At 68.6% G+C, this 23,007-nt stretch carries 22 protein-coding genes and 2 tRNA genes; 15 read left to right on the top strand and 9 right to left on the bottom strand.

Going from position 1 to position 23,007, the window contains the following annotated elements:
• The first annotated feature begins 62 nt into the window (after window positions 1–62).
• Entirely contained in the window at window positions 63–1,034 is a 972-nt protein-coding gene (gene nudC, locus AB0J58_RS19370) for an NAD(+) diphosphatase (RefSeq protein WP_364217372.1), read from the top strand.
• 275 nt (window positions 1,035–1,309) lie between these two features.
• On the opposite strand, the gene AB0J58_RS19365 is transcribed toward nudC, so the two are convergent.
• Window positions 1,310–1,564, bottom strand: coding sequence for a mycoredoxin (locus tag AB0J58_RS19365; protein ID WP_343977326.1), 255 nt, complete (start codon window positions 1,562–1,564; stop codon window positions 1,310–1,312).
• A 58-nt stretch (window positions 1,565–1,622) separates the two neighbouring features.
• Window positions 1,623–2,603: an alpha/beta hydrolase gene (locus AB0J58_RS19360; RefSeq protein ID WP_364217370.1), complete on the bottom strand. Its 981-nt coding sequence runs from the start codon at window positions 2,601–2,603 to the stop codon at window positions 1,623–1,625.
• Window positions 2,604–2,779: 176 nt separating this feature from the next.
• On the opposite strand from AB0J58_RS19360, the gene AB0J58_RS19355 reads away from it, so the two are divergent.
• From AB0J58_RS19355 to AB0J58_RS19335, 5 genes are all read left to right on the top strand, one after another.
• Window positions 2,780–4,843 carry an ATP-dependent DNA helicase UvrD2 gene (locus tag AB0J58_RS19355; protein ID WP_364217368.1) on the top strand — a complete coding sequence of 688 codons (2,064 nt, stop codon included), beginning with the start codon at window positions 2,780–2,782 and terminating at the stop codon, window positions 4,841–4,843.
• Window positions 4,840–5,706, top strand: a complete 867-nt coding sequence (tesB, locus tag AB0J58_RS19350; protein WP_343977317.1) for an acyl-CoA thioesterase II — start codon at window positions 4,840–4,842, stop codon at window positions 5,704–5,706. The genes AB0J58_RS19355 and tesB overlap by 4 nt, the downstream gene beginning before the upstream one ends.
• Before the next feature lie 115 nt (window positions 5,707–5,821).
• Entirely contained in the window at window positions 5,822–6,118 is a 297-nt protein-coding gene (locus tag AB0J58_RS19345; RefSeq protein WP_364217366.1) for a hypothetical protein, read from the top strand.
• A 126-nt stretch (window positions 6,119–6,244) separates the two neighbouring features.
• A complete protein-coding gene (locus AB0J58_RS19340) occupies window positions 6,245–6,514 on the top strand; it encodes a WhiB family transcriptional regulator (protein WP_030910441.1) in 270 nt (89 codons plus the stop codon).
• 74 nt (window positions 6,515–6,588) lie between these two features.
• Window positions 6,589–6,783, top strand: coding sequence for a hypothetical protein (locus AB0J58_RS19335; RefSeq protein ID WP_364217364.1), 195 nt, complete (start codon window positions 6,589–6,591; stop codon window positions 6,781–6,783).
• Between the two features lie 261 nt (window positions 6,784–7,044).
• On the opposite strand, the gene AB0J58_RS19330 is transcribed toward AB0J58_RS19335, so the two are convergent.
• Window positions 7,045–8,382 (bottom strand): AarF/UbiB family protein, encoded by a 1,338-nt coding sequence (locus AB0J58_RS19330; protein WP_364217362.1) that lies wholly within the window; start codon window positions 8,380–8,382, stop codon window positions 7,045–7,047.
• A 65-nt stretch (window positions 8,383–8,447) separates the two neighbouring features.
• Entirely contained in the window at window positions 8,448–9,548 is a 1,101-nt protein-coding gene (locus tag AB0J58_RS19325) for a ThiF family adenylyltransferase (RefSeq protein WP_364217360.1), read from the bottom strand.
• A gap of 195 nt (window positions 9,549–9,743) precedes the next feature.
• Here AB0J58_RS19325 and AB0J58_RS19320 point away from each other — a divergent pair, with 195 nt between their 5' ends.
• The 3 genes from AB0J58_RS19320 to AB0J58_RS19310 all read left to right on the top strand — a co-directional run bounded on the left by AB0J58_RS19320 (window position 9,744) and on the right by AB0J58_RS19310 (window position 11,782).
• Window positions 9,744–10,529, top strand: a complete 786-nt coding sequence (locus AB0J58_RS19320) for an enoyl-CoA hydratase-related protein (protein WP_364217359.1) — start codon at window positions 9,744–9,746, stop codon at window positions 10,527–10,529.
• Window positions 10,530–10,670: 141 nt separating this feature from the next.
• Complete coding sequence (locus AB0J58_RS19315; protein WP_030910429.1) at window positions 10,671–11,186, top strand: M48 family metallopeptidase; 516 nt, start codon at window positions 10,671–10,673, stop codon at window positions 11,184–11,186.
• A 14-nt stretch (window positions 11,187–11,200) separates the two neighbouring features.
• Window positions 11,201–11,782 (top strand): hypothetical protein, encoded by a 582-nt coding sequence (locus AB0J58_RS19310; protein ID WP_364217357.1) that lies wholly within the window; start codon window positions 11,201–11,203, stop codon window positions 11,780–11,782.
• Between the two features lie 21 nt (window positions 11,783–11,803).
• Here AB0J58_RS19310 and AB0J58_RS19305 read toward each other — a convergent pair whose 3' ends face one another.
• From AB0J58_RS19305 to AB0J58_RS19295, 3 genes are all read right to left on the bottom strand, one after another.
• Complete coding sequence (locus AB0J58_RS19305; protein ID WP_364217355.1) at window positions 11,804–12,790, bottom strand: endonuclease/exonuclease/phosphatase family protein; 987 nt, start codon at window positions 12,788–12,790, stop codon at window positions 11,804–11,806.
• Window positions 12,791–13,049: 259 nt separating this feature from the next.
• Entirely contained in the window at window positions 13,050–13,595 is a 546-nt protein-coding gene (locus AB0J58_RS19300) for an NUDIX domain-containing protein (RefSeq protein WP_343977291.1), read from the bottom strand.
• A complete protein-coding gene (locus AB0J58_RS19295) occupies window positions 13,592–14,902 on the bottom strand; it encodes a zinc-dependent metalloprotease (RefSeq protein ID WP_364217353.1) in 1,311 nt (436 codons plus the stop codon). Before AB0J58_RS19295 ends, AB0J58_RS19300 begins: the two co-directional genes overlap by 4 nt.
• Window positions 14,903–14,981: 79 nt before the next feature.
• On the opposite strand from AB0J58_RS19295, the gene AB0J58_RS19290 reads away from it, so the two are divergent.
• The 6 genes from AB0J58_RS19290 to AB0J58_RS19265 all read left to right on the top strand — a co-directional run bounded on the left by AB0J58_RS19290 (window position 14,982) and on the right by AB0J58_RS19265 (window position 21,801).
• On the top strand, window positions 14,982–16,055 hold the full coding sequence (locus AB0J58_RS19290; RefSeq protein WP_343977502.1) for an NAD-dependent epimerase/dehydratase family protein: 1,074 nt from the start codon (window positions 14,982–14,984) through the stop codon (window positions 16,053–16,055).
• Between the two features lie 391 nt (window positions 16,056–16,446).
• The gene (locus tag AB0J58_RS19285; protein WP_343977285.1) at window positions 16,447–16,872 is read left to right on the top strand and encodes a molybdenum cofactor biosynthesis protein MoaE; all 426 of its coding nucleotides are present in this window, start codon (window positions 16,447–16,449) and stop codon (window positions 16,870–16,872) included.
• Between the two features lie 83 nt (window positions 16,873–16,955).
• Window positions 16,956–18,002, top strand: a complete 1,047-nt coding sequence (locus AB0J58_RS19280; RefSeq protein WP_364217351.1) for a PDZ domain-containing protein — start codon at window positions 16,956–16,958, stop codon at window positions 18,000–18,002.
• A gap of 338 nt (window positions 18,003–18,340) precedes the next feature.
• Window positions 18,341–21,262: a UPF0182 family protein gene (locus AB0J58_RS19275; RefSeq protein ID WP_364217350.1), complete on the top strand. Its 2,922-nt coding sequence runs from the start codon at window positions 18,341–18,343 to the stop codon at window positions 21,260–21,262.
• A 75-nt stretch (window positions 21,263–21,337) separates the two neighbouring features.
• Window positions 21,338–21,414: transfer RNA gene (locus AB0J58_RS19270), tRNA-Met, on the top strand.
• A 310-nt stretch (window positions 21,415–21,724) separates the two neighbouring features.
• Window positions 21,725–21,801: transfer RNA gene (locus AB0J58_RS19265), tRNA-Met, on the top strand.
• Window positions 21,802–21,918: 117 nt separating this feature from the next.
• Here AB0J58_RS19265 and AB0J58_RS19260 read toward each other — a convergent pair.
• Window positions 21,919–22,164 (bottom strand): hypothetical protein, encoded by a 246-nt coding sequence (locus tag AB0J58_RS19260; protein WP_364217348.1) that lies wholly within the window; start codon window positions 22,162–22,164, stop codon window positions 21,919–21,921.
• A 53-nt stretch (window positions 22,165–22,217) separates the two neighbouring features.
• Entirely contained in the window at window positions 22,218–22,628 is a 411-nt protein-coding gene (locus AB0J58_RS19255; protein ID WP_364217346.1) for a hypothetical protein, read from the bottom strand.
• Window positions 22,629–23,007 lie beyond the last annotated feature (379 nt).

Here is a 23,007-nt window from a genome sequence, read left to right as displayed (position 1 = left end):
GCCCGATGCGGCTCCGCGTTCCGGCGGCGTAATATGTGCCTCGTTTGGGGAGGCGGAACGGCGTGGAGATCGCTGCACAAGAAGGACTTCTGGGGCCGCTGCTGCTTGCGCGCAGCGCCATCGACAGGTCGGCGGTGCTCCGCGGTGACGCCGAGTGGCTGGAGCGGGCCTGGGCGGACGCCGCGACCAGGGTCGTGGTCGTCGACGACGGGCAGGCGCTGATCCGGCGCAACGGCGAAGACGCGGAGCTGGTCCTGCTGTCCACCGCCGACGCCCCCGAGGGAGAGCGTTACCTGCTCGGTCTCGACGCGGAGGGCATCGCCTACTTCGCCGTGGCGGCGTCGCCGGCCACCCATCCGGGTTCCTTCGACCGGCTCGTCCCCCCGCTCGACCCCTCGGAACCGGGTGAGGGGCAGACCGTCACCGCCGGGTTGCGCCAGGTGGGATCGTTGCTGGGGGATCTGGACGCCGGACTGCTGGTGTACGCGGTCGCCCTGGAGGCATGGCACTCCACCCACGAGTACTGTCCCCGGTGCGGGAGCCGCACCGAGGTGCGGGCCGGCGGGCATGTGCGCGTCTGTCCCAAGGACGACAGTCAGCACTTTCCCCGGGTCGACCCTGCGGTGATTATGCTGATCCACGATGACGACGACAGGTGCCTGCTGGCCAGAGGACCGCAGTGGCCCGAGGGGCGGCTGTCGGTGCTGGCCGGTTTCGTCGAGCCGGGCGAGTCGCTGGAGCAGGCCGTGGCGCGCGAGGTGTCCGAGGAGGTCGGCGTGCGGGTCGCCGACGCACGCTACATGGGCAGCCAGCCCTGGCCGTTCCCGCGCAGCCTGATGCTCGGCTTCTTCGCGCGGGCCACGTCGACGGAGTTCGTCCTCGACTCCGAGGAGATCGCCGAGGCCCACTGGTTCAGCCGCGCCGAACTGCTGGCCGCGATGGAGAGCGGCGAGGTGCGCCTGCCGTCGGAGGTGTCGATCGCCCGCAGGCTCATCGAGACCTGGTACGGCGCGCCGCTGACCGGCGACTGGTGAAGGCGCCCGCCGCCGTGCCCGCCGCCGTGCCCGCCGCAGTGTCCGCCGTACGCCACGGGCGCTGACGGATCCGGCGGCCGGGACCGCGCGGGCTCGGCCGACGACGGTGCCGACCGCCTCGACGAGCCGGGGTCGGCTGACCGGGCGGGGCAGGACGCGGGCGCACTCCATGTTCCGGTACGTCCGCGATGGAGCCCCTACCGGTATGCGGGGCCCTGGCATGTGGGAGCCCCGGTTTTCGGTGGAACCGGGGCTCGGGTGGTGCGGGGGGACGGTTACACGCCCGCGCCCGCCAGGATGCGCTTGACCTCGATCACCGACGGGTTGGTCCTGACGATCCGGCCGGTGGGGGAGTCGACCACGACGGTGGGCACGACCTGGTTGCCGTTGTTGACGCTCATGACGAACGTGGCCGCGTCCGGATCGCTCTCGATGTCGACCTCGTTGTAGGAGATGCCCTCGCGGCTGAGCTGGCTCTTCAACCGCTTGCAGGGGCCGCACCAGGTGGTGGTGTACACAGTCAGCGCCATGTCGTGAAAAATCCCCTCATGTGATGTCCGGCGCCATTGGCAACAAAGCGAGAGTCCTTCATCTTCCCGATGCGAGAAGCTTCTCCGCGACCCACTGCTGGACCCGCTCCGCCACGCCGGGCAACCGGTAAAGAGGCGCACTGTGCTCGATGCCCTGCTCGGTCAGCACCGTCACCGGCACGCCGACCTGCTGCAGGTGCTCCTTGAGTTGCTTGCTGTGCTCCGCCGACACGAACTCGTCCGACGAGTGCACGATCAGCATGGGCGCGTCGCCGCGGCTCGCGTGCCACGGCACCTCCATGCTGGCCCACACCCTGGCGCACTTGCCGGTGGGCTCGCAGCCCCCGGCGAGCTTGATGGCTGAATCACGCAGTTTGCGCTTGTTCGGGTCGAGGCTGTCGATGCCCTCGGTGTACGCGGTGAGCGGGGAGATCACCGGAGAGATGCCGACCACGCCGCGCAGGCCGGACAGCCGGCTCTTGTAGGTGCCGACGGCGGTGGCCAGATGGCCTCCGGCGGAGAAGCCGACAACCACGTAGTTGTTCGGGTCGAAGGACCAGCGCGCCGCGTGCCGCCGCGCGGTGGCGATGGCACCGAAGGTGTCGGTGCGCTGGGCCGGCCAGGAGGCGTCGCCGGAGAGACGGTAGTTGATGTTGAAGACCACGTAGCCCTGCTCGGCGTAGCTACGGCTCACCTCGGTCATGTACTTCTTGTCACCCGAGGACCACCAGCCGCCGTGGACCAGGAAGACGCCAGGTCGCTTCAGCTCGTCGGGCTGGTACCAGACGTCCATGCGCTGGCGCACGTGCCGGCCGTAGGCCACGGTTTCGACAAGGGTGCCCTGGGCCAGCGGTGCGGCCTCCGTGCTCGGAGACGGAGACGGAGACGGAGCCGGCGTCGGGGTGGCCTTGCCCGTCTTCTCGCCACCGATCCGGGTCGGTGCTGAGATCGCGTATGCGGGCGCGGTCGCGTCCACCACCGCGGGTCCAACCATCGCCGCCGCCAGAGCGAGCGCACCCACGGTTACCCAACTTCGCACGGGCCTCTTCCTTCCCCGGAACCAGTCGCACCCCATTGTGGGGCAAAAGGCCCACTTTCTGCATCTCGGTGATCGATACAGGTTGAAGGCGGCATGTTGCCAGAATGAGCAAGGTTTGGCCAGAGCCTGGGAGGATGTTGCGGCCCGGTCCGTTCGACTGCTTGTAAGGAGGCTCTGTGAGGCCCGACGACATTCTGGCGGCGCTGGATCCGGAGCAGCGTGAGGTGGCCGAAGCCGTCCGGGGACCGGTCTGCGTCCTTGCCGGCGCGGGGACGGGCAAGACCCGTGCCATCACCCATCGCATCGCGCACGCCGTCCGCAACGGGGTGGTCGACGCCCAGGGGGTGCTTGCGGTGACGTTCACCACACGCGCGGCCGGTGAGCTCAGGCAGCGGTTGCGCCAGCTCGGCGCGCCGGGCGTGCAGGCGCGCACCTTCCACGCCGCCGCGCTGCGCCAGCTCACCTACTTCTGGCCGCGGGTCATCGGTGGCGACCCGCCCAGGGTGATCGAGTCGAAGCTGCCGCTGCTGGTCGACGCCTGCCGCTCCCTGCGTAAGAACCACGAGCGCTCGGAACTGCGCGACATCGCCGCTGAGATCGAGTGGGCCAAGGTCACCCAGATCGGCCCCGAAGACTACGCGGAGGCAGCGAAGAAGGCCGGCCGGACCTCGCCCGTACCGGCCGAGGAGGTCTCCCGGCTCTACGAGATGTACGAGACCCTCCGCCGCGACCGGCACCTGGTCGACTTCGAGACCATCCTGGAGCTCACCGCGGCCGTGATGACCGAGCACCGCGAGGTGGCAGGCGAGATCCGCAGGCAGTACCGCTACTTCGTGGTCGACGAGTACCAGGACGTCAACCCGTTGCAGAAGCTGCTGCTCGACACCTGGCTCGGCGGACGCGACGACCTGTGCGTGGTCGGCGACCCCAACCAGACGATCTACTCCTTCACCGGGGCCACCCCCCGCTACCTGACGGGTTTCTCGGTCGAGTACCCCAACGCCACCGTGATCAAGCTGGTCCGTGACTACCGCTCCACCCCCCAGGTCGTCTCCCTGGCCAACCGGGTGCTCGACAGGGCGAGGACCCCGCACAAGCTCGCCCTGATCGCCCAGCGTCCGGACGGCCCCGAACCGGTTTTCGCCGAGTACGACGACGAGACCGCCGAGGCGGAGGGAGTGGCGCGGGCGGTGCGGAAACTCGTCACCGGCGGTGTGCCGACCCGCGAGATCGCCGTGCTGTTCCGGGTCAACGCCCAGTCCGAGGCGTACGAGCAGGCATTCAGCAAGGCCGGCCTGCCGTACGTGCTGCGCGGCGCCGACCGGTTCTTCGAGCGCCCCGAGGTCCGTCATGCGGTCGTGCTGCTGCGCGGCGCCGCACGCTCCGCCGAACCCGGCGACACGCTCGCCTTGACCGTGCACCACATCCTGTCCGGCATCGGGCTGACCCCCGAGCCACCCGGCGGAGGCAAGGCCCGCGAGAAGTGGGAGTCGCTGAAGGCCCTGGCCGACCTCGCCGAGGACCTCGCCGCCGCGGGCGCGGACCTGTCCGCCTTCGTCGCGGAGCTGGAGCGCCGGGCCAGTGAGCAGCACGCGCCGCCGGTCGAGGGGGTCACCCTCGCCTCGCTGCACGCGGCCAAGGGCCTGGAGTGGGACGCGGTCTTCCTCGTCGGCGTCACCGAGGGCATGCTGCCGATCATCTACGCGGAGACCCCTGAGCAGATCGAGGAGGAACGTCGCCTCCTGTACGTGGGCGTCACCCGCGCCCGCGCCCACCTGGGGGTGTCGTGGGCGCTGGCGCGCTCGCCGGGAGGCCGGCGCTCCCGCAAACCCTCCCGATTCCTGGACGGGCTGACCGGTCGCGCCACGCAGCGGAGCCGCACACCCGCGGCGGCTGATCGCCGCGTGGTCGCCGCGCCGATCAGCTGCCGGGTCTGTGGGAAGACCCTGATGGCCGCCGCCGAGCAGAAGCTCGGCAGGTGTGCCGCCTGTCCCGCGGACTACGACGAGGCACTGCTCGAAGCGCTGAAGGCATGGCGTACGGGAGTCGCGAAGAAGGAGAAGCTCCCGCAGTGGGCGGTCTTCACCGACGTCACCCTCCAGGCCATCGCCGAGCGGGCACCGGTCTCCGAACAGGACCTGTTGGCGATCACGGGAATCGGGCGCGTCAAACTTGAGCGTTACGGTGAAGCGGTGCTCGAACTGTGCCGTTCCACCGCACACCACACGGAGGGCGCGTGAACGAGGCGTTAAAGGAGCTCCTGGACCTGCTTGACCTGGAGCAGATCGAGCTCGACATCTTCAGGGGACGCAGTCCCGAGGAGCGTATCCAGCGTGTCTTCGGCGGTCAGGTGGCCGCGCAGGCCCTGGTCGCCGCGGGGCGAACGGTGCCCGAGGGCCGCGACGTCCACTCGTTGCACGCCTATTTCATCCGCCCGGGAGACCCGGCCATCCCGATCGTCTACAACGTGGAGCGGGTCCGTGACGGCCGCTCCTTCACCACCCGGCGGGTGGTGGCCATCCAGCACGGCAAGGCGATATTCACCATGTCGGCCTCCTTCCACGTGCAGGAGACCGGCGTCGAGCACCAGGCGGCCACGATGCCCCAGGTGATCGGTCCTGAGGAACTGCCGTCTTACCGGGACCGGATGCTCCAGATCGTGGGGACGAACTCACTGATGCGTGAGTGGGCGTCCAGGCCCCGGCCGGTGGACGCCCGCTATGTGACTCCGCTCACCTGGGAGGCCCATCGCGACCCGGAGCTTCGAGGTTCAAACACCAACGTGTGGTTCCGTTATGAGGCGGAGCTGCCCGACGACCCGCTGCTGCACGTGGTGCTCGCCGCCTACGCCTCCGACTTCACCCTGGTCGACACCGTGCTGCTGGCCCACGGCCTGGCCTGGGGCGCCTCCAATGTCTCCGGCGCCTCGCTGGACCACGCGATGTGGTTCCACCGCCCCATCCGGGTGGACGAGTGGGTGCTCTATGCTCAGGAGTCGCCGTGGTCGGGGGCGGCTCGCGGGCTCGCCAAGGGCGAGATGTTCACCCGGTCCGGGGAACTGGCCGTGTCGGTAGTGCAGGAAGCGATGATCCGCGTGAGATAGTCGCAAAGCCGCAGGTAGAAAATATGTTGCCCGCTCCGGTGGCCCGGGTTTAGGGTCATGGTCAAGCAAGTCGGACGTTCCTGTCCGACGATCCACGTATGGAGGTGAGTCCGCTGTGAAGAACATCCTGATGTCGTCCCAGATGGGGCTCGCTTCCGTGCGCCGTAACACCGAACTGCCCTGCGGCAGCCAGGTCTCCCTCGCCCGTGGTGCGGCAGCCCCGGCTCTGCAGGACAACCCTGTCCGCTTCTGGGCCGAGGCCAACCGCCGGCTCGCTCTGCTCGCCCTCGCGGCAGAGGCACCGGCTGTCCCGACCCCGGTGGGCGGCAGCTACGCAGCAACGACCAAGCACATCGGAAACGGTGGACTGCGCGGTCCGCAACCCTGGAGGCATCCTCCGGTCATAATCTGACCGAGGAAAGAGCCTTCAGGCCGCGGATCCGCACCAGGATCCGCGGCCTTCTTGTTTGTCCGCGTCATTCCTGACCCCCACCCAAGAGGTAGCCGAAGATCAACACCTAACTGAGAGGTGAAACAGATGGGGGCCCAGACGGTCATGGACCTGATCGACGAAGCCACAATCCCCTGTCGTACCGACCCTGACCTGTGGTTCGCCGAGTCTCCGGAGGACGTGGAGTTCGCCAAGGCGCTCTGCGGAGGCTGCCCGATCCGCCAGGCCTGCCTGGCCCGCGCACTGGAGCGCGAGGAGCCATGGGGAGTCTGGGGCGGCGAGCTCGTTCTGCGGGGGGCGATCGTCCCCCGGAAGCGCCCGCGCGGACGTCCGCGCAAGAACCCGGTCGCTGCCTGAACAATCCGGTCATCGCCCAGACCACCGAGAACTCGATCAACCAGAAATCACACGTTCCCGAAAGGACCACTCCGATGAGCTACTTCAACACCACGGGGCTCGACCTGCCGTCTATGCAAGAAGAACTGGTACGTGACCGAATACAGACCCTCCACCGTGAGGCGGAGGAGCATCGCAGGGCCGCCGGGCTTCAACGTCTCCAACGAGCCCAACGTGGTGCGGAACGCGCGTCGGCGCGTTTGCGCACCGCGCTCCTGCGCCTCGTCTGATCCGTGAGGATCGGCGGCGACGCATAGCGGAGGCACAGCGGAACACGGCAGATGAATGAGGGGTGACCCGCTCCGGCGGGCCACCCCTCACGCGTCTCGGCGATCCACTTTTCACGGTGCTCTCGCCGAGCCGCCGGCTACGCGTTTCGCCGAGGTCGCCCTTCAGGGATCTCGCCAGGTCGGTGCCCATGCGATTCGGCGGGTCGCCTCTCACGGGTCTCGGCGAACCGCCCCTTACGCGTCTCGCCGGGCCGTCTCCGGTCAGGCGCTGGCGAGGGTGGGCTCTCCGGTGTCCTCGTCGGCGAATCCGGGGACCCAGCGGATGACCTCCTGGCGGAAACGGGCGGTGGCGCCGAGCTGGCAGAGCACGCCGATTCCCGCCGTGTGCACCCGATGGATGAGGACGTACGACACGGGCAGGTTGAGCTGGCGCACCACGTTGTTCGGACGCAGGTCGGTGGCCATGGCGGCCTGCTGCTGGAGCCACTCCCTGCTGAAGGAGAACTCCTCCACGGAGGTCGGCTCGACGTAGGGGGCGAGGAACGCCCGCAGGGCCTCGGTGTCGACCTCGATGTGCGGGCGGATGAACCCCTCGTCGCGCAGGCCCTGGACCACGGTCTCCATGTCGCCGTTGTTGAAGATGCGGGTCAGCTTCCCGAAGAGCGGCGGGTATCCGTCGGGCAGCCGGTTGACCGCGCCGAAGTCGAGCACGCACATCCTGCCGTCGTCGAGGATCCGGAAGTTGCCCGGATGGGGGTCGGCGTGGAGCATGCCCAGCCGGGCCGGTGAGGAGAACAGGAACCGGACGAGCTGGAGCCCGGCCCGATCGCGCTCCTCCTGGGTGCCGTCGGTGATGACCCGCGACAGCGGGGTGGCGTCGACCCATTCGGAGACGAGCACCTGCTCGTTGGCGGCGATGACGTCCGGGATCAGGAAGTCGGGGTCGTCCTTGAACTCCTGGGCGAAGGCGTGCTGCGCCTCGGCCTCGCGCAGGTAGTCGAGCTCCTCGATCACCCGCTCGCGCAGCTCGTTCAGGACCGCCTTGATGTCGAGACCCGGCAGCAGCACCCCGAAGAGCTTGCCGAGCCTGGCCAGCTGGGTGAAGTCGGAGAGCAGGGCCTTTCCCGCCCCCGGATACTGGATCTTGACCGCGACCGTTCGGCCGTCGTGCCAGACCGCCTTGTGCACCTGCCCGATCGAGGCGGCCGCGGTGGGCTTGTCGTCGAATGACTGGAAGTTCTCCCGCCAGTCGTCCCCCAACTGCTCGACGAGAACCTTGTGCACGGTCGCGGTGGGGAGCGGCGGAGCCGCGTCCTGGAGCTTGGTCAGGGTCGCGCGGTAGGGGCCGGCGATCTCGGCGGGCAGCGCCGCCTCGAAGATGGACAGTGCCTGGCCGAGCTTCATCGCCCCGCCCTTGAGCTCTCCGAGAACCTTGAAGATCTGCTCGGCGGTGCGTTCCTGGATCTCCTGGGCGACGATCTCGGCCGACTTGCCGCCGATCCGTTTTCCGAGACCGAGAGCGGTACGACCGGCGAACCCGATGGGAAGGGCCGCCAGCTTTGCAGAGCGCGCAACGGCGCGACGCGGAAGGTCACTCACCTCGGTTAGCGGCGTGTCCCCCGTTACAGCGAGACGCCGCTCCCTCCCTTCGCTGTGCTTGTCCGTCAGCGGCAGGTAGCCGACGCGACCATTGTTAGCGAACCCAACTCGTTTCGGAAGCAACGACATTGAGGATGAACACTCCAGGATCGCCTTTTCCACGTCCAATCTGGCAATACTTCCATTGTGCTGTTCGTCACAACGGGTTCACGGCCGTCTATCCAAGCAAGCGCATGACCGGCAGCCGATGCCGCTACCAGCGCGGACAGCGCCGTCCCGCACGCGATCTCCCCTGCGGGGAAGCCGCCCAGGCACGCACTGACAGTGGGCCAGCCGGGGTCGCGATCGCGTCGCGTCAAATCTAGACAGTGCAGGCACGTGCTCCGTCCAGGTAGCACCAGCGGACCGACCGAACCGAAGGCCTCGAAGGCGGTTGCCAGCAAATGTGGGATTCCCCACTCGACGAGTTCTCTGACCAGGAGACCGTCCAGGGGCACCACCGGAGCGAGCACCGCCAGGTCGGGTGGCCCGGCCCCGTCGGCGGGTCGGGCGGCGCCGTCGCCGGTCGACGCCGTGAGGCCGGGCGCCAGCCTCCTGGCCACCGCGACCGCACCGTCCTGCCTGCTCATCCCGACCTCCGTCCAGCCGAGCCCGCCGGGGACGACATCCCGCCGCCGGGCCGTACCGGGATCGACGACGCAGATGTGGCCGACCCCTGAGGCGGCGAGCAGGGCGACGACCTGCGCGCCCACCCGGCCCGCGCCGTAGACCCGCACCCGGGCCCGCTGCCTGCGCTCCAGCACGGCGAGCCCTCCGTCGACCGTGCCGGGGGAAAGGGAGAGCGCGTCCAGATCGGGCTGGAGCCGGTCGCGCTCGGCCAGCGCCAGCGCGCGCAGCGGGCCCGGACCCGCCGCCGCGTCGTCCACCACACCCCGGCTGACCAGCAGATCGAGCAGGGTCCGGCCGCGCTCCTCGCCGAGACCCGCCTCGGTGGCGCCGGCCAGCACGCCCGCGAGATCCCTTACGCCGTCGAGACTTTCCACCCAGCGGCGGACCTCCGGTTCCAGATCGCTCAGCACAACCGCGTGCCGGGGATGCAGGCCGAACTGCAGGGTGCGCCGATCACGGGCGACGCGGCGCAGCGCGGGCTTCAGGCGTGGTCGCATCAAGGGACCTTTCCTCGAAGGAGGCAGCCTGCGGGAGAGCCGGTGAGCAGGCTGGCCGGGTGTGCCAGCGTGCCACGCCCCCGCGGGCCCCCGGACGCCTTTCCCGCCGCCTGTGGATAACTCCTGCCCTGTGGACAGCTCCTGGCGGGCCGCCCTCGGCCTCGGGCGGAAAACGTCGTGGGCTACGCTCCCGACATGAAGGAGATCTTGATTGATCGGCGTGAGAACGGTGTCGCGGTGCTCACTCTGAACCTCCCCGACCTGCGCAACGCGATGACCGACGCGATGACCGCCCGGTGGCGGCAGGCCGTCGCCGGCCTCGCGGCGGACCGCGAACTGCGGTGCGTGGTCGTCACCGGGGAGGGGAAGGCGTTCTGCGCCGGGGGAGACCTGTCCTGGCTCGCGGAGCGGCGTACCGAGGACGTCCCCGCCCTACGCGACCGGATGCTCGGCTTCTACCGGACCTGGTTGACGATCGCCGATCTGGAGGTGCCGACCATCGCCGCGGTCAACGGCGCCGCCGTCGGGGCGGGATTGTGCCTCGCCCTCGCCTGTGACCTGGTCTACGCCGCCGAGGAGGCCAAGCTGCTCGCCCCCTTCACCTCGCTCGGCCTGCACCCCGGCATGGCGGCCACCTACTTGCTGCCCAGGGTCGCCGGGGTGGGCGTGGCCAGGGAGATGTTGCTCACAGGGCGGACGATGACGGGGCTGGAGGCGGCCTCCGCGGGGCTGGTGAACAGGGCGTTCCCCCGTGAGTCGCTGATGGCCGAGGTGCTGGGCATCGCGTCGCGGATCGCCGCCAACGCGCCGATCGCCACCCGGCTCACCAAGGTCGCCCTCGCGGGCGGCGGGCACCCCGATCTCGACGCCGCGCTGCGTTGGGAATCCCTTGCCCAGCCGGTCACCATGGCCTCCGACGACATGCTCGAAGGGTTGGCGGCTCAGCGAGAACAGCGGGTCCCGCGATTCGGCAACGCGTGAGACGGCTGATATCCAGGTTAATTAGATAAGTTGTGACCGCACTTGATCGCTCCCGCCGAACAATCGGTGAACGGGGATTGACCAGCGGGAACGTGTTCTACCCTCTGGTGTGAATTCGCCATTCTCGGCTACCGTTCATATGTGCCCCCCGAGACAGTCGAGGTCCGCCGAAGTTCTCGCCGCCGGCGGACGGTTTCTGCGTACCGCGACGGCGAGAAAACGATCGTGCTCCTCCCCGCCGGTCTGAGTAGCACCGACGAGGAACAGTGGGTGCGCCGTATGCTCGATCGACTCGCGGCCAAGGAGCAGCGCAGACGTCCCTCGGACGACGACCTCCTCGATCGGGCCGTCGAGCTGTCGGCCCGCTACCTGGGCGGGGAGGCGAAACCGTCGAGCGTGCGCTGGGTGGAGAACCAGAAGCACCGTTGGGGCTCGTGCACTCCGGATCACGGAACCATCAGGATCTCCACGCGCCTGAGGGGCATGCCCTCGTGGGTGGTGGACTATGTGATCATGCACGAGCTCGTCCACCTGCTGGTGCCGAGTCACGGCTCACGCTTCTGGGCGCTCGTGGAACGATATCCCAAGGCCGAGCGGGCACGGGGCTTCCTGGAGGGATTCTCCACGGCGGCCCACGGCTCCGCGGAGGAATGTTGACAGAGGATCGAGTGGTGGCCGTTCTCGTCACGCCCTCCTCGGCGGACGCGGCTCCGCCGGGGATCGACGCGGCCGACTTCCTGACCGCCGTCGCCGAGGACACCTACGAACTCGTCGCCGGACTCGACTTCGTCTCAGCGGTCGTGGTGACGAGCGTCCCGGGCATGGAGGAGATCGTCTGGCCGGGCACCCCTGTCGTCGAGATCCCCGATCTCTCGGGGAGCGCCCTGGTCGAGGCGGCCTTCGCCGCCCTGCCCCACGGCGAGCAGGCGGTCCTGCTGAGCGCCGACGCGCCCGACCTGCCTCCGCTGCTCATCGGCAAGCTCTTCCGCGAACTCGGCCGGGCACGGATCGCCGTCTGCCCTGCCGCGGGCGGTGGCACCGTGGCGCTGGCCGCCCACCTGCCCTACCCGGGCTGGGCCTCGGTGGGCTTCGACGACCTTGACCCGGTCAAGGCGCTCCGTGCCTCGGCACCCGGCAGCCGTATGGTCGCCAGGGGGCCCGGCTGGCATCGCCTGCGCGCTCCCGGAGACCTCCACCTCCTCGACCCGGGCCTCGAAGGCTGGGACAACACCCGGGCACTGCTCTCGGCCTGAGCGGCCCGGATGCCCGAGCCGTCAGAGCGCGGGCAGGCGTAGGTCGGCGAAGACGGCCCGGTGATCGGTGCCGGGAACGCTGTGCACGCTGACGGTGTTCACGCCCACCCGCCGGTCCACCACGACATGGTCGATCGTGATCAGCGGCGGGACGCGCTTGTTGACCGGCCAGGTGGGGGTCAGCCCCTCTCCGGCGCTGTCGGCCGCGTCCTGATAGCCGCGGTCGAGAAAACGGCGCATGGCCGCGTGGTCGAGGCTGGCGTTGAAGTCGCCCGCGAGGATGCGGATCGTGTCGGGCGCGGCGGAGGGCAGGGCGTCCAGCGCCGCCGTCCAGTCGTACACCTGCCTGCCCAGCGGCGGGAAGGGGTGCACGTCGATGATCTCGACGGGCTTGGCGCCGGGGACGGTCATCAGCGCGGCGGGCATGTTGTGCCCGATCGCCTCGAACAGGTTCTCCCTGGGGGTCAGCGGATACCGGGAGTACAGGCCGCTGCCGCCGGCGCTCCACTCCGGCTCCAGCACCTGGTACGGCATGATCCCGCCAAGACCGGCCGCCTCCAGCTTCCCGACCATTCCCGGGGTCAGCTCCTGGGTGCTCAGCACGTCCGGGTCCAGCCGCCGGACCAGATCCATCACGGCGTCGGGCTCGGCGTGCCCGAACAGCGTGTTGAGCGTCAGCACCCGCAGGGGTGTTCCCGCCACCACATCCCCGGAGCGAAAGGCCCTGGGGAGCACGCTGAGGCCGAGCGCCGCGGTGGTGACCAGCGCGACGGCCGTCGCGGCCCGGTTGCGGGTCAGCACCGACAGCAGCACCGGTACGAGCGAGGCGGCCGCCACGTACGGGGTACCGGTCATGAGCTGGGTGGTCAGCGAGTCGCGTTCGAGTCCGGCGACCCGGGCCACCGCCCAGGCGGCGAATGGCGTGACCGCGGCCCAGGCGAGGGATGTGGGGATCCTCCAGCGCCGCCGCGGCGTCACGACCGCGCCTCCGGCGCTCCTGTCAGCCACGATGTCTACGCTCACAGCGCCCCGATCCGCTCTGTACAGCCTGATTGGGAACGAAGATATCCAGGCAGAGGTGAGACAAGCATAAAACGGTCCAACGCCTGCGGAAGACGGCCGGAAATCAACCGATTCATCGGAACCCACGCGTTCCGGGAAGCCGCCGAGACCGAGGATCTCCCAGTGGTCACCGCGCCGCCCAGATCCGGAGCCGCAGTGGCACCGAGCCGCGACAGCCCGAGCCGGTACCGGTTCGGGCTGTCGGTCAGCCGGAGCGCAGGGCCTCGCGGGCGCGGCGGGCCAGGCGGCGGGTCGCCTCGTCGGAGAGTTCGGGGATCTCGTCCACGGGGAACCAGCGCAGGTCGAGCGACTCGGCGCTGATCACGGCCTCGACGTCCGCGGGGGCGACCGCGCCGTACTCCACGTCCAGATGGCTGCTGTGCGGCGGATGGCACCAGACCCGGTGCCGGTCGAGTGCCAGCGGGCCGGGCAACAGCCGCAGGCCCGGGATGCCGGACTCCTCGGTGGCCTCACGCATCGCCACCGCCTCAAGGGAGGTGTCGCCGCGCTCGCAGTGGCCGCCCATGGGCAGCCACATCCCGGCCTTGGGGTGCAGCGTCAGCAGAACCCGCTCGCCGTCGTGGGAGAGCACCGCGGTCGTGGCCGTCAGGTGACCGGTGACGCACTCGCGCCACATCGCGTCGTCATGGGCGTGTACGTGATCCAGGAACTCCTTGCGGAGGATCTCCTCCTCCGCCGTGGGCGCGGTCCATTCCGTGAGCACGTCCCGCGCGTCGGCGCGCAGGCTCACGCGCCGCTCCCACCGGTGTCGCCCCTGTCGTCGCCCTTGTCGTCGTCCTCGCCGGGAGCGGCGGGAGGCTCGCGCAGAGATCCCTCCAGGGACGACAGGTCGAGCTCGGGCTCGCCCCGTACGAACCCCTCGGGGTTGTCCAGGTCGTCGGCGGTGGGCATGAGGTCGGGGTGGCTCCAGACCGCGTCGCGGCCGTCGACGCCCCGGTCGGATTCCAGCGCCTGCCACAGGGTGGCGGCCTCGCGCAGGCGGCGGGGCCGGAGTTCGAGGCCGACGAGCGTGGCGAAGGTCTGCTCCGCGGGGCCGCCGGTCGCCCTGCGGCGCCGTACGGTCTCCGCCAGTGCCGTCGCCGAGGGGAGCTTGCCGTCCGCGGCGCCGTCCACGACGGTGCCCACCCAGCCCTCGACGAGAGCGAGCATGGTCTCCAGCCGGGACAGGGCGGCCTTCTGCCGCTCGGTCTCCTCGGGCTTGAGCAGGTTGCCGCCGCTCAGCGCCTGCTGGAGCTGCTCGGGATTGTTGAGATCAAGCCCGCGGAGCTGCTCCTCCAGTGCGGAGGCGTCCACCGTGATACCCCTGGCGTACTCCTCCACGGCTCCGAGCAGGTGCGCGCGCAGCCACGGCACGTGCTGGAACAGCCGGTGGTGGGCCGCCTCGCGCAGGGCGAGATAGAGGCGGATCTCCTCGGCGGGGGTCTCCAGACCCTGACTGAACGCCGAGATGCCGCCGGGCAGCAGGGCGGCGCTGTCCGACAGCGGCAGGCCGATGTCGGTGGCGCCGATCACCTCCAGGGCGAGCGAGCCGATGGCCTGGCCGATCTGCTGGCCGACCATCATGCCGCCCATCTGCTTCATCATCCCCATCAGCGGCCCGGCCATGGCCTGAGCCTCCGGGGGCAGACCGGAGGCGCTGAGCGTGCCGCTCATGGTCTCGACCATGCGGGCGGCGATCGGGTCACAGAGCTTCTGCCAGACGGGGACGGTCTTCTCGATCCATTCCGAACGGCTCCACGCCTGGGGGTTGCTCACCCCGCTCGGTAGGGAGGTGGCCTCATTGAGCCAAAGGTCGGCCAGGTTCAGGGCGTCGACGACCTGGCGTCGCTCACCCTCCATGACACTGGGATCGCCCTCGGCGACCACGACGTGCCGTGCGATGTTCTTCGCCATGTCCCAGTTGACGGGACCTGAGGTCGGCGGAGCGGAGAGCATGTCGGCGAACTGGCGCATTGCCGCTGCGATCTGCTCCGGGTCGCCGAACATGGCGAACGGATTGTCGTTGGGGTCGTTTTCCCGACCTGGCAAGTCAGTCACCGCTCTACCTCGTGCAGGATGGAGGAGTCCACATCCGCCACGTTATCCGTCGCATGGCGGGTCAGTGCAAAGTGAGGACCTGGTGCCTACCTCGAAACGCTCCCGGCCCCCTGTCGTCGCCGTCACCGGCGCCGCCTCGGGCCTAGGCCGTGCTTTCCTCGCGAAGGTCGCCTCGTCTGCGGATTTCCGCAGGGTCGTGGCCATCGACGAGCAGCGCGGCGATGTGCCCGATGTCACATGGCGGGTGCTCGATGTTCGAGATCCGCTCTTGGCGAACCGCATATCCGATATTGACGTGCTCGTGCACCTGGCCGGTGACTACGCGCTCGACGCCGACCCCGCGGAGCGACGCGCCTACAACCTGCGCGCGGCCCAGACGGTGCTCACCGCCAGTGCCGCGGCGAGGGTGCGGCGGGTCGTGCTGGTCACCAGCGCCATGGTGTACGGGGCCGTACCCGAGAATCCCGTCCCGCTGCCTGAGAACTCCGAGGTCGCGGCCGAGCCGGATACGGGCATGGTCGGCGACCATCTGGAGATCGAGGCACTGGCCCGGCGCTCCCTGCGCAGCCACCCGGGTCTCGACGTGACCGTGGTCAGACCCGCGGCCGTGGTCGGCCCCGGTGTCGACAGCGTGGTGACCCGGCACTTCGAGGCGCCCCGGCTGCTGACCGTCAAGGGATGCAACCCGCGCTGGCAGTTCTGCCACGTGGACGACCTGGTCTCGGTCCTGGAGATGGCGGCGCTCGGCACGGTCTCCGGGGTGGTGGCCGTCGGAGGAGAGGGCTGGCTGGAGCAGGAGCAGGTGGAGGAGCTCTCCGGGCTGCGCCGGCTGGAACTGCCCGCGGGGCTGACCTTCGGAACCGCCCAGCGCCTGCACCGCCTCGGCGTCACCCCGGCCCCGGCCACCGACCTGCACTATGTCGTCTACCCCTGGGTGGTCGACTGCACGACGCTGCGTGAGGTCGGCTGGAAGCCGATGTGGACCAACGAGGCCGCGTTCGAGCAGCTTCTGGAGCTGCGTGGCGGCAGGCACGCCGTCGTGGGCCGCCGCCTGTCCGGCAAGGAGGCCACGCTCACCGCGGCCGGCGCCACCGTCGCCGTCCTCGGCACCGCGGCGATCGTCCGCGCCGCCCGCAAGAAGCGCCGCCCCTGACGAGCCGCCCAGGGAGCCCGAGCGAGCTCCCGCGGGGGCCGACAACCGGACCAGGAACCTCCCCCGGGGGATGTCCCGCCTCCATCCCTTCTCTCCCTGGGGACGTGCTCACGCCCATGGCCTGGGGGACTTCCCCGTGAGGCCGTGCCGGCGACCGAACCAAGAATCCCTTGGGGACGTGCCCCACGCCCCCCATGAGGGACTTCCCCGTGAGGCCGTGCCGGCGACTGGACTGAGGAGAGGGAGGTCGCGAGGGTACGAGCGGCCTTCCTCGACGAGGGAAGGAGCCGGGTAAGAGCGGCCTCACCGCGACGTGCCAGCGTCGCCGGTGGTACAGAGCCGGGTAAGAGCGGCCTCACCGCGACACGCAGCGTCGCCATAGACTCTGTGCGTGGATGTCATCCGGTTGCTCGATATTCGCGACAGCACGCTCTCCGTCGACGAGGTGCTCGCCGCCGTCGGCGATCACGCAGCGGGCGGTACGACGGTCTTCGTCGGCACGGTACGAGAAGAGGATCACGGGAGGCCGGTCACGAGCCTGTCCTACTCGGCACACCCGAGCGCCCCGGGCGAGCTGCGCAGGGTGGCCGAGAAGGTCGCCGCGGACTTCCCGGTGACCGCCCTGGCAGCCGTCCACCGGGTCGGCGACCTGAGGCTCGGCGATGTCGCGGTCGTCGTGGCGGTCGCCGCGCCGCACCGCGGTGAGGCGTTCGAGGCGTCCAGAAGGCTGATCGACGATCTCAAGAGCCAGGTCCCCATCTGGAAGAACCAGTTTTTCACCGACGGGTCCTCCGAGTGGGTGGGAGCCTGCGATTGATCTCGACTGACGGGTATGTGCCCGTCGGCGCGGCGGCGTCCGGGTGCGGTTTCATGACCTGTCGTACGGCATAGGCTTTGTCCATGTCCCGACGAGCCCTGACTTTGATGGTGGCGGGCTTTCTCACGCTCATGCTCGCGCTGATCGGCGCCGTGCTGCCGGTGCCGTACGTCGTGCTGAGCCCCGGGCCGACCGAGAACACCATCGGCGACGTCGACGGTAAACCGGTGATCAGCATCGAGGGACACCAGACGTATCCGACCGACGGCAAGCTCAGCCTCGTCACCGTCGCCTACCAGGGCGGTCCCGGCACCAGGATCGATCTGTTCAGCGCGCTCAGGGGATGGATCGATCCCACCATCGCGGTCGTGCCCGAGGAGACGATCTTCCCTCCGGCGACCACCGCCAAGGAGGTCGAGGAGCAGAACACCCAGGAGATGACGAACTCCCAGGACGACGCGACCGCGGCGGCGCTGACCGAGCTGAGGATTCCCTACAACTCGATCGTGACCGTGGGTTCCACGGAGAAGGGCATGCCGGCCGACGGGAAGTTCAAGGCCGGTGACGAGATCGTCTCGGTGGACGGCACGCCCGTGGCCGACAGGGAGACCGTCTCGTCCTCCGTCCGCAAGCACAAGCCGGGGGAAGAGGTCAGTTTCGTCGTCAACCGTGGCACCCAGAGCCTGACCATCGCCGTCCCTACCGTCGCCGGCAAGGACGGAGCGCCCATCGTGGGCATCACCATGCGGGTGGGTTACAAGTTCCCCTTCGAAGTCAAGATCAATGTTGGCGACGTCGGCGGGCCGAGCGCGGGGATGATGTTCTCCCTGGGCATCGTCGACAAGCTCACCCCTGGGCCGTTGACCGGCGGCAAGTCCATCGCGGGGACCGGGACGATCACCGCGGAGGGTGACGTGGGCCCGATCGGCGGCATCCAGCAGAAGATGGTCGGTGCCAGGAGGGCCGGCGCGACGGTCTTCCTGACCCCGGCCGACAACTGCGCCGAGGCGGTCAGGGCGATCCCGGACGGGCTCAGGCTGGTCAAGGTCGAGACGCTGCGCGAGGCCGTTCAGGCGATCGACTCGATCCGTACCGGCTCGGGTTCCGTGCAGAGCTGCCCGACCGGCTGACGCCGGAGCCGGCCCGGAGACCGGCCGTGCGCCAGGACGTCATGGTGCACGCGGTTCCCGCCGGAGGAGTGGCTCCGCGAGCTCGATGGCGATATGAGTGTGATGCCCGATTTGCAAAGAAAGTTGAATTTTCGGGTCAGAAGTTCGTCATGGGGCACTCATCAGGACCCCTGTGCGTTGCTACCGGTGGACCCGATACCAGCGGACGTTGTGGCCGGACCGTGCCCGAAAGGCTAAGCGCGCCCCAACTCTCGCCGGTGTAGGTTTCCAGACACGGACCGTGCTCTTACGACAAGGGGTTGGCCTTGAGCTTCCGGACCCCCGGAGCCGGTAGGGCAATGCGCTTGCCCCGCCGGCCACGACTGCTACTTCCCGTCGCGATCACTCTGGTCGTGATAGTCGCGTTATTCTTCCTCTTTGCCGGTATTTTCACCGACTACCTCTGGTACGAAGCGGTCGACTACACGGCCGTCTTCTCCGGCGTGATCATCACACAGATCCTCCTGTTCATCGTCGGTGCGCTGTTGATGGTCGGCATTGTCGGCGGCAACATGCTGATGGCGTACCGGATGCGGCCGATGTTCGGCCCCGGGATGTTCGGCGGCGCCAGCGGTGCCGACCGGTATCGGATGGCCCTTGACCCGCACCGCAAGCTGATCTTCCTGATCGGTGTGGCGGTGCTCGGCCTGTTCGCGGGATCGTCCTTCTCCGGCCAGTGGAAGACCTGGCTGGAGTTCATCAACGCGACGCCGTTCGGTGAGACCGACCCGCAGTTCGGCTACGACATCTCCTTCTTCATGTTCACCTATCCCTTCATCCGGATGGTGCTGAACTTCCTGTTCGTCGCGGTGGTGCTGTCCGCCCTGCTGTCGGCGATCGTGCACTACCTGTACGGCGGGTTCCGGCTCCAGTCACCCGGCGTGCACGCCTCGCGTGGCGCTCGGGCGCACCTGTCGGTGCTGCTCGGCATCTTCGTGCTGCTGAAGGCGGTCGCCTACTGGTACGACCGGTACGGGCTGGTGTTCTCCGACCGGGGCTTCAGACACGGTGCCTCGTACACCGACGTCAACGCGGTGCTTCCCGCCAAGAACATCCTGGCGATCATCGCGCTGATCTGCGCCGTGCTGTTCTTCGCCGGGGTCGTGCGATCCGGCGGCATGCTGCCCGGCGTCGGCTTCGGCCTCCTGGTGCTCTCGGCCATCCTGATCGGCGGGGTCTACCCGGCCCTGGTCGAGCAGTTCCAGGTCAAGCCGAACCAGCAGGGCAAGGAGCAGGAGTACATCAAGCGCAACATCGACGCGACACGAAAAGCCTACGGCGTAGACGATGCCGAGGTGATCGACTACACGGCTCAGGGTGATCCGAGCAAGGTCAGCGTCACCGCCGACAGTTCCATCTCCGGCGTGCGCCTGCTCGACCCGAGCCTGGTCGCCAAGACCTACCAGCAGAAGCAGCGGATCCGCGGTTACTACGACTTCCACGAGCCGCTCGACGTCGACCGTTACCCCGACGCGGACGGCACGGTCCGCGACACCATCGTGGCCGTACGAGAGCTCACCGGGCCACCGGCGGAGCAGAACAACTGGATCAACCGGCACCTCGTCTACACCCACGGCAACGGTTTCGTGGCCGCGCCAGGCAACGAGGTCGACTCCGAGGGCCTGCCCAACTTCGACGCCAAGGACATGCCGGTCACCGGCTCCCTGGTGGAGCGGACGAAGCTCAAGGAGTCGCGGATCTACTTCGGCGAGGCACCTGCCTCGACCCAGTACGTCGTCGTCGGCGGCGGCGGGGAGAAGCAGCAGGAGCTCGACTACCCCGAGAGCGGCGGCACCGGCCAGAAGAACACCACCTACGACGGCAAGGGCGGGGTCCCCGTCGGTTCGTTCATCAACAGGATGCTCTACGCCGCCAAGTACGGTGAGATCAACCTGCTGCTGTCGGGCGACATCAACCCGAATTCCAAGATCCTCTACGAGCGCAACCCGCAGGAGCGCATCGCCAAGGTGGCGCCGTTCCTGAGCCTGGACGACAACCCCTACCCCGCCATCGTCGACGGCAGGGTGGTCTGGATCACCGACGCCTACACCACTTCCAACGCCTACCCGTACTCCCAGAGCAAGAGCCTGGAGGCGATGACGCGGGACACCATCACCGACCCGCGCCTGGTGGTGCCGCAGCCGCGCGACCAGATCAACTACATGCGCAACTCGGTGAAGGCCGTGGTCGACGCCTACGACGGCACCGTCAGCCTGTACGCGTGGGACGAGAAGGACCCCATCCTGCAGACCTGGCGCAAGGCCTTCCCCGGCATCATCAAGCCGCAGACGGAGATGTCGTCCGAGCTCAAGCAGCACCTGCGCTACCCGGAGGCGCTGTTCAAGGTCCAGCGTGACGTGCTCTCCCAGTACCACATCGCCGACCCGAACGCCTTCTACAGCGGCCAGGACTTCTGGAACGTCCCGAACGACCCGTCCGGCGGCGGCGACACCAAGCAGCCGCCGTACTACCTGTCGGTCAAGATGCCGAAGACCTCGGCGCCCACGTTCTCGCTGACGACCACGTTCGTGCCACGCCAGGGTCCCAACCTGGCGGCGTTCATGGCCGTGGACGCCAATCCCGGACCGGACTACGGAAAGCTGCGCATCCTTCGCATGCCGTCCAACACCACGATTCCCGGACCTGGACAGGTACAGAACAACTTCCAGAACAAGTTCTCCGGCGAGCTCAACCTGCTCGGACTCGGCCAGGCGAAGGTCCGCTACGGCAACCTGCTGACCCTGCCGTTCGCCGACGGCCTGGTCTACATCGAGCCGGTCTACGTGGAGATCGCGGCCGCCTCCGGCCAGGAGCCGTACCCGATCCTCCGCCGGGTCCTGGTGGCCTACGGCAACAAGGTCGGTTCGGCCGACACGCTCAAGGGCGCGTTGGAACAGGTCTTCGGCGACGGCACCCAGAGCGCGCCACAGGGCGAGAACACGTCAGGTGAGGCGAAGCCGGAGGAGGCCAAGCCGGCCACCGAACTGGCCAAGTCGATCGACGAGGTGCAGAAGGCGTACGACAAGGCGCAGGAGGCGCTTCAGGCGAACCCGCCGAACTGGACCGAGTACGGCGCCGCCCAGCAGGAGCTTCAGAAGGCGCTGGGCAAGCTGAAGGACACCGCCGAGACAGCGGGCGTCACTCCCAGCCCGTCACCCTCGGCTACACCGTCCGGCACGCCGGCTCCGTCGGCGACACCGTCGCCCCCGCCAAGTTCCTAGGGGGCGATAGAGGGGCCCAGCGCTATTCGATTCGCGTCCACCTCCAAAGCCGGGTATGGTTCATACATACACCGACGCGGGGTGGAGCAGCTCGGTAGCTCGCTGGGCTCATAACCCAGAGGTCGCAGGTTCAAATCCTGTCCCCGCTACCAATGAAGATCCCGGTCGCCGGAAACGGCGACCGGGATCTTCTGCGTTTCCCCCGGCTCTTCCGAATCGGGGCCGCGCGGCTCTCGCGTGGGGTCCACAGCCGGGGTGAAGCGTTCACCGCCCAAGCTCTGATGCCCGTCCGTGCGCGAGGTGGCGGATGAGGGCGATGCCTTCGGCCACGACCGTCCGACCTGCGTGATCACACCGCGGCCGGGTCATCCGCGAGTGGGTGGCGAGGGATATGTCAACCCGCGTCCCCGTGTTGATTTGCACCCGGAGGGGAGTTCCGGCTAATGTTCAAGCACACACCGACGCGGGGTGGAGCAGTTCGGTAGCTCGCTGGGCTCATAACCCAGAGGTCGCAGGTTCAAATCCTGTCCCCGCTACCAATGAAGGCCCTGATCTCCTGGAGATCAGGGCCTTCTGCGTTGTCCGTGACCGGTCCGCCCGGTGCCTCCATGGTCACTGAAGAGCGGGGAGGGGGCCGGGGCCGACCTGAGGTGCCGTCACGGGGCTGTAGCCCGTCCGGCCCGCACCCGGCGATGCCGCGGAACGAAACCGGGCTTGGCGCGACGCACCAGCAGGCTCGCCTTGTAAAGAGCCCAGCAGGTCAGGAAGGCCCCGAAGGAGACCTGCCCGATCCACGTCCACGCCGAGGTCTCGACGGCCGCGAAGATCACCACACCGGTCCAGACGAAGCCGAAGACGCCCACGAGGGTCGCCGCAGCCCAATTCAGCCCTCGCTGCAACATGCCTGGAGTCTTGCAGATCTTGGTTCAAGACCAGGTCAATGACGCGGAACGCCTCATCGGGGGATGCTACGGCTTGTGCCGGCACACCTGCGCGCGCGAGCTCCTCCGGCGTTCATCGGGGTGGTTCCGAGAGGATTCTCCTCAAGGTAGGCCAGCAGCATGGCCGCTGTGTGGGCGTCTGACAGGATCCGGTTCACCTCGTCCTCGGATGTCGGGAGCTGGCCGCGTTTGGCGAGCTCGTCGGTGAGGAAGGTCAGCGGTTCCGGGTAGCCGGCCGCCTCCGCGGCGACCGTTGCCCGAGCCGCAGTGAGGAGACGCAGGTAGTAGGCGCGGAGGGTCGCCTCTCGCATGCGTGCGTCTTCAAGGTCGTTCAGCAGAGACCTGGCGACCCTCAACAAGTCACCTGGGTGGTTGGCCTCCGCGTCGATGTGCGCGCGGATGTCGTCGAACTCCGAGCGGGTCATGGTGCTCACCTCCACGGCGGAGTCAGGATCCTGACCCTCGCGCCTACTTCGTATCCAGAGTCGATTGCGAATGGCTTGACGTCTGGTTGCGCACTTCGACTTTCTATGACTGTTTGGGACGCGCGAGCCCCGGGGATGGTTGGCAAGTTGTCTCTGTGACGTGAGAGTCCTGGTAGTGTTCTTCTCGCAGGGCAACGAGCCCCCGGATCCAGAATCTCCCGGGTGGGCGGAGTGCCCGGCAAAACCCTCTCGCTTTCCCGACAGGTCGGGCGTGTCCGCATGAGTTGGACATCGACCGGATGTTGGAGTAAGTTAGAGGGGTTGCCCTGGAGACAGGGTGGTCGCAATCCTAGCGGATTCGGCGGGTTCGAGTCGATGG

It is taken from the genome of Streptosporangium sp. NPDC049644 (assembly GCF_040675205.1).
Lineage (GTDB): Bacteria > Actinomycetota > Actinomycetes > Streptosporangiales > Streptosporangiaceae > Streptosporangium > Streptosporangium fukuiense.
Note: the sequence above shows the minus strand (reverse complement) of the source record. Positions and strands in the feature narration are given on the sequence as shown.